At 69.0% G+C, this 5,269-nt stretch carries 6 protein-coding genes; 4 read left to right on the forward strand and 2 right to left on the reverse strand.

Annotated features, from left to right (window positions below):
• Position 1 precedes the first annotated feature (1 nt).
• The gene (locus tag V7E09_RS14225) at positions 2–343 is read right to left on the reverse strand and encodes a UBP-type zinc finger domain-containing protein (RefSeq protein ID WP_324512408.1); all 342 of its coding nucleotides are present in this window, start codon (positions 341–343) and stop codon (positions 2–4) included.
• Positions 344–392: 49 nt separating this feature from the next.
• A complete protein-coding gene (locus tag V7E09_RS14230) occupies positions 393–1,295 on the reverse strand; it encodes a DUF2510 domain-containing protein (RefSeq protein ID WP_324512409.1) in 903 nt (300 codons plus the stop codon).
• Between the two features lie 296 nt (positions 1,296–1,591).
• Here V7E09_RS14230 and V7E09_RS14235 point away from each other — a divergent pair, with 296 nt between their 5' ends.
• The 4 genes from V7E09_RS14235 (at position 1,592) to V7E09_RS14250 (ending at position 5,076) form a co-directional block, all read left to right on the forward strand.
• The gene (locus V7E09_RS14235; RefSeq protein ID WP_324512410.1) at positions 1,592–2,446 is read left to right on the forward strand and encodes a MetQ/NlpA family ABC transporter substrate-binding protein; all 855 of its coding nucleotides are present in this window, start codon (positions 1,592–1,594) and stop codon (positions 2,444–2,446) included.
• Positions 2,447–2,452: 6 nt separating this feature from the next.
• Positions 2,453–3,436, forward strand: a complete 984-nt coding sequence (locus tag V7E09_RS14240; protein WP_324512411.1) for a methionine ABC transporter ATP-binding protein — start codon at positions 2,453–2,455, stop codon at positions 3,434–3,436.
• Positions 3,433–4,107, forward strand: coding sequence for a methionine ABC transporter permease (locus V7E09_RS14245; protein WP_324512412.1), 675 nt, complete (start codon positions 3,433–3,435; stop codon positions 4,105–4,107). The genes V7E09_RS14240 and V7E09_RS14245 overlap by 4 nt, the downstream gene beginning before the upstream one ends.
• A gap of 132 nt (positions 4,108–4,239) precedes the next feature.
• Positions 4,240–5,076 (forward strand): HpcH/HpaI aldolase/citrate lyase family protein, encoded by an 837-nt coding sequence (locus V7E09_RS14250; RefSeq protein WP_324512413.1) that lies wholly within the window; start codon positions 4,240–4,242, stop codon positions 5,074–5,076.
• The last annotated feature ends 193 nt before the right edge of the window (positions 5,077–5,269 follow it).

Below are 5,269 nucleotides of genomic sequence, written 5' to 3' on the forward strand. Positions count from 1 at the left end.
CTCACCCGTGCAGCAGGCTCATCCAGTTCGCGGGGACCGTGCCCTCCGGGCCCGGGACCGGCTGATCCGCGGGGTGACTGTGGGGTGCTGCCAGGGTCGGCCCTTCATACATCGCATCCTCGGGATAGCTGTAGTACCAGTCTTCGCCCGGCTCGAAGCTCTGGATGAGCGGATGGCCCGTCTCCTTGTAGTGCGCCGTCGTGTGCTGCGCTGGGGAGGTGTCACAGCAGCCGATGTGGCCGCACTGGGCGCAACGGCGTAGATGGAACCACCAGCCGCCCTCGGCCAGGCACTCCTGACATCCGGTTCCGCTCGGAGGGACTAAGGGATCGATGCCGTCCATGAGGGCTCCTTGGCGATCGGTGGGGGACAGGCTGCCAGATGGTGGGGGGTCAGGCCCGCACGGTGAGGGAACGCAGTGCCTCCTCGGTGGCGCGCATCCCCTCCCCGTCGTCGGTCTCGGCGATGGCGACGATCACCGTCGTTGCCTCGGCATGGGTGTCGACCACGGTCAATGTCACATGCAGGGTGGGCTCCTGCCCGCTCCCGGTGGTGGCGACCACCTGGCAGGCGGGGCGCCCGCCCACGGTCACGTCGTCGGTCGCGTAGGAGAGCGTCCGGAAGGTACCCACCTCGAGCAGCGTCTGCTCGAACAGGCTCGCACTGGCGGCGTCCAGCCCCGACCCGGCGAATCCCGGCTCGAGGTGAGCGACCCAGATCAGTGCGGTCCCGTCACCGGCCAGCAGCCGTCCGCCTTGGCCGCACGCCAACCAGCCGGGGACACCGATACGTGCCCAGCGGGTGTCGGCCTGCACGGTCAGGGCGCCGTCAGAGAGCGTCGACTCGTCGTCGGGGACCCCCTCACAGCCGGGCGCCGTCAGAGCCGGTGCAGGCGAAGGGCTCACACTGTCCTGTGGTGCGGGGGTAGGCGAAGCCGACTCCTGCACCGTCGCGGCACTCGCCGTGGACGCTACGGTCGGCGGCGACGTGACCGGCGACGGCGAGGACCCGGACGCGCCGCGCGGCGTCGCATTCATGGGCAGGGGAGTGGTGCGCCCAAATGTGGCGCCCGTCGCGGTGGCCAGGCCCGTGATGACGACGACGAGAGCGATCACCAACGTGCCATAGCCCAGCACGCGGGCCGGACTGCGCGGACGATCGGCGCCAGCGCCGCTGAACAGGTCGTCCAATCCGACGGGGGCGTCTCGCACCTCACGCGTCCACGATTGTCCGTCCCACCAGCGGTAACGCCCCGGCGCGCCCGCAGGATCGGGATACCAGCCTGGTTCGTGCACGTGACCTCCCCTCGTGTGCCTTCCATAGTAGGTCGCGTCCGCGCGGGGCCGTTGGTCAGCGGCGGGCCGCCGATGCCGTAAGGTGAAGTCCATGGGTGACATCGTCAACACGGCGCGCTGCGTCATGATGATGCCCCTGTGCTGTCGGCGAATGTCGGCCTGACGGCACGGTTCCGGTCGCTCCCCGGGAGGGTCGAGCGATTTCTGGATGCCTCACGTACCTGCCAGCTCTCGCTCGCGGTCCCGTGCTGTCGGCCCTGCTCCACGCCAACCACGCAGATTGAGGAAGAAGACACATGTTTCGACGTTTGATCACCACCACGGCAGCCCTTCTCGCCACGGGACTCGTGCTGACCGGGTGCGGCGCCGCCAACGCGGGCAGCACGAGCACGCCCGACACGTCGAAGCCGCTGCGCATCATGGCCGACGTGACCCCCCACTCGCTGCTGCTGAAGGAAGCCGAGAAGGAAGGGCTGCTGGGCGACGTGAAGCTGGACATCACCGAGATCTCCGGCGACATCGACCCCAACCAGCTCGTCGAGAGCGGCGACCTGGACGCGAACTTCTTCCAGCACGTGCCGTACCTGACCGACTGGAACTCCAAGCACACCGGTTCTGACCTGGTGGCGCTGTCTCCCGTCCACGTCGAGCCGCTGGGCCTGTACTCCAAGAAGGTGAAGCTCGACGCGGTGCCCGACGGCGCCGTCGTCGCGATCCCGGCGGATGCCACCAACCAGGCGCGTGCCTTGTTCCTGCTGGCCGACGCGGGGCTGGTCACCCTCGACGTGAAGCCGGATCAGGAGGGCCTGGACTACAGCCAGATCACCCCGGAGAAGAATGTGACGGGCAACCCGAAGAACCTCTCCTGGCTGAAGATCGACCGCCCGCAGCTCGCCGCGACCCTGGATGATCCGCAGGTCACGTTGTCCATCATCAACGGCAACTACGCCATCGAGGCGGGCCTCGTTCCCACCACCGACGCGCTCGCGCTGGAGTCCGCGGACAACAACCCGTACGCGAACGTGGTGGCGGTCAAGGCCACGTTGAAGGATGATCCTCGGGTGCAGAAGCTCAACGAGGCCCTCACCAGCCCGCAGATCCAGAAGTACATCACGGACACCTTCAAGGGGTCCGTCCTGCCGGCGAAGTGAGCTGATGTGATCGAGGTCACCTCCCTGACGAAGGTCTATCCGTCCGCCGCGGGCGACGTGACGGCGGTGGACGACGTCTCCCTGCGGATTGAGTCGGGCCAGATCTTCGGGATCCTGGGCCGCTCGGGCGCGGGCAAGACCACCCTGATGCGTTGCCTGACCGCACTGGAACGGCCGACGTCAGGGACGGTGACCATCGGTGACGTGGAGCTCACGTCCCTGTCGGCTGCCGGGCTGCGACGAGTCCGGCACACGATGGGCATGATCTTCCAGCACTTCAACCTGCTCGCCAGCCGGACGGCCGCAGCCAATGTGGCCTTCCCGCTCGAGGTGCAGGGGGTGCCCGCGGCCGAACGCGCGGCCCGCGTCGCCGAACTCCTGGAACTGGTCGGTCTGAGCGACCGTGCGGGGTCCTACCCGGCGCAGTTGTCCGGTGGGCAGAAGCAGCGCGTCGGCATCGCCCGGGCGCTGGCCGCCCATCCCCAGGTGCTGTTCTGCGACGAGGCCACCTCGGCGCTCGACCCGGCCACCACCGAGCAGATCCTCGACCTGATCGCGGAGATCAACCGGCGCACGGGGGTGACCGTGGTGCTCATCACCCACGAGTCGGAGGTGGTGCGCCGAATCTGTTCCGGTGCCGCGCTGATGGAATCCGGGCGCATCGTCGAACAGGGTGCGCTACTCGACCTGCTGACCGCTCCGCAGAGTCGGCTCGCCGACATCCTCCTGCCCGTGGGGGAGCCGGTCGCCGTCGACGGGGCGGCGTCGATCGTGCTCAGCTTCGCCCAAGGGCACGCGCAGGAACCGGTCATCTCTGGCCTGACGCGCCGCTTCGGCGTCGACGTCTCGATTCTCGGCGGCGCCGTCGAGCTCATTGCCGGGCGCAAGGTTGGTCGCCTGCGCGTGGTCTTGTCCCACCCCTCAGGTACCTACGATCGACCCGGGGTCGACGCGTACCTGGCCGAGCACGAGGTGAGCGTCCAAGCATGATTCCCTCCACGTCCTGGCAAGAAGCGCTTCCGGAACTCTGGGGAGCCCTGGGCGAGACCGCCTGGATGGTCGGCTGGTCCTTCCTCATCACCGCGGTGCTCGGCATCGCCATCGGAGTCCTGCTGCGGCTGTGGGCGCCCGATGGGCTGGCCCCCAACCGGTTCCTCTACTTCGTGGTGGGGGCGGTGGTGAACATCGCACGCTCGCTGCCCTTCCTGATCCTCATGATCGCCCTGATCAGCTTCACCCGGCTCATCGTCGGCACCGCCTATGGGCCGACCGCCGCCGTGGTTCCGCTGTCGGTGGGGGCGATCCCGTTCTATGCGCGCGTCGTCGAGGCGGCGCTGCGCGAGGTGGCTCCCGGCAAGCTGGAGGCCGCGCAGGTGATGGGTGCCTCGACCTGGGACATCGTCCGCAAGGTACTGCTGCCGGAGTCGCTACCCGGGCTGGTGTCGGGCGCCACGCTGACCCTCGTCACCCTGATCGGGTACTCGACGATGGCGGGCGTCATCGGCGGCGGCGGCGTGGGGGACTTCGCCATCCGATACGGCTACCAGCGCTTCAATGCGCCCGTGCTGATCGAGGCGGTCGTCGCCCTGATCGTCATCGTCCAGGTCGTGCAGTCCCTCGGTGACGAGATCGTGCGCCGGATGGGCCACCTGCGCGGTTGAGTCCACCCGCCTGCACGGACGCCGTCTGACGCGACGACAGGCGAAGAGCCCCTAGCCGTGGTGGTGCCAAGATACAGTCGGTGAACAGGCCACACGCACCCGAGCGCGGCGTCCGGCAGTGAGGAAGACTCCATGGCACCCACCCCGTATGAGAGGCCCCGGTCTGTGCGCAACGCCACGGCGAGCAATGACTTCAAGGCGGCCCTGACCGCCGGGGACAGGTCCCTGATCGGGCTGTGGATCGCCTCGGGCGATCCCTACGTGGCCTCCATCGCGGGCAGCGCCGGGTTCGACTGGCTGCTCATCGACTCCGAACACGGACCCAACGACCTGCGCAGCATCCTGGGTCAGCTCATGGCTTTGCAGGCGTCGGCGTCCGCGCTGGTGGTGCGCCCGCCCACCGGCGAGCCCTGGATCCTCAAGCAGTTGCTGGACGTCGGCGCGCAGAACCTGCTCGTCCCGATGGTCGACACCCCCGACCAGGCCAAGCAACTCGTTCGGGCGGTGCGCTACCCGCCGCGAGGCATTCGGGGCATGGGAGCGGCCATCGCTCGCGCCTCCGACTTCGGCCGGGACGACGGCTATGCGGTGCGCGCGGACGAGAACGTGTGCCTGCTCGTGCAGGCCGAGTCCCGCACCGCCTTGGCGAACGTGCGGCACATCGCCGAGGTGGAGGGCGTCGACGGGGTGTTCATCGGTCCGGCCGACCTGGCCGCGGACCTGGGGCTGCCCGTCGCCTCCGACGAGGTGCAACGCGTGATCGAAGCGGGGATCGCGAGCATCCTGGCGGCAGGCAAACCGGCCGGCATCCTCACCTTCGACGCGACCCTCAACCAGCGCTACCTCGACCTGGGTGCGACGTTCGTCGCGGTCGGTGCCGACGTGACGGAGTACGCCACAGCCCTGGACGCGCTGGCAGCGCGCTATGGCCTGCGCCCCGCTGGCGGACCGCGCGGCACGAGCTACTAGCCAGCCACCGGCGACGCGGCCGGCCGTGAGGCGGTGGGCGGGAGCCCGCGTCGCGTCCCGGTGCCCTCAAGGGGTGAGACGGAGCCGACCCGGACCTGAGCCTCGTGGACGCATCTGTCTCAACCTGATGGTGAGGTGACGGTGATGTCCACGGCGGGGCGGGCTCCCCACGCGCATGTGAGAACGCCAGCCT

It is taken from the genome of Propioniciclava sp., from assembly GCF_036744435.1.
GTDB lineage: Bacteria > Actinomycetota > Actinomycetes > Propionibacteriales > Propionibacteriaceae > Propioniciclava.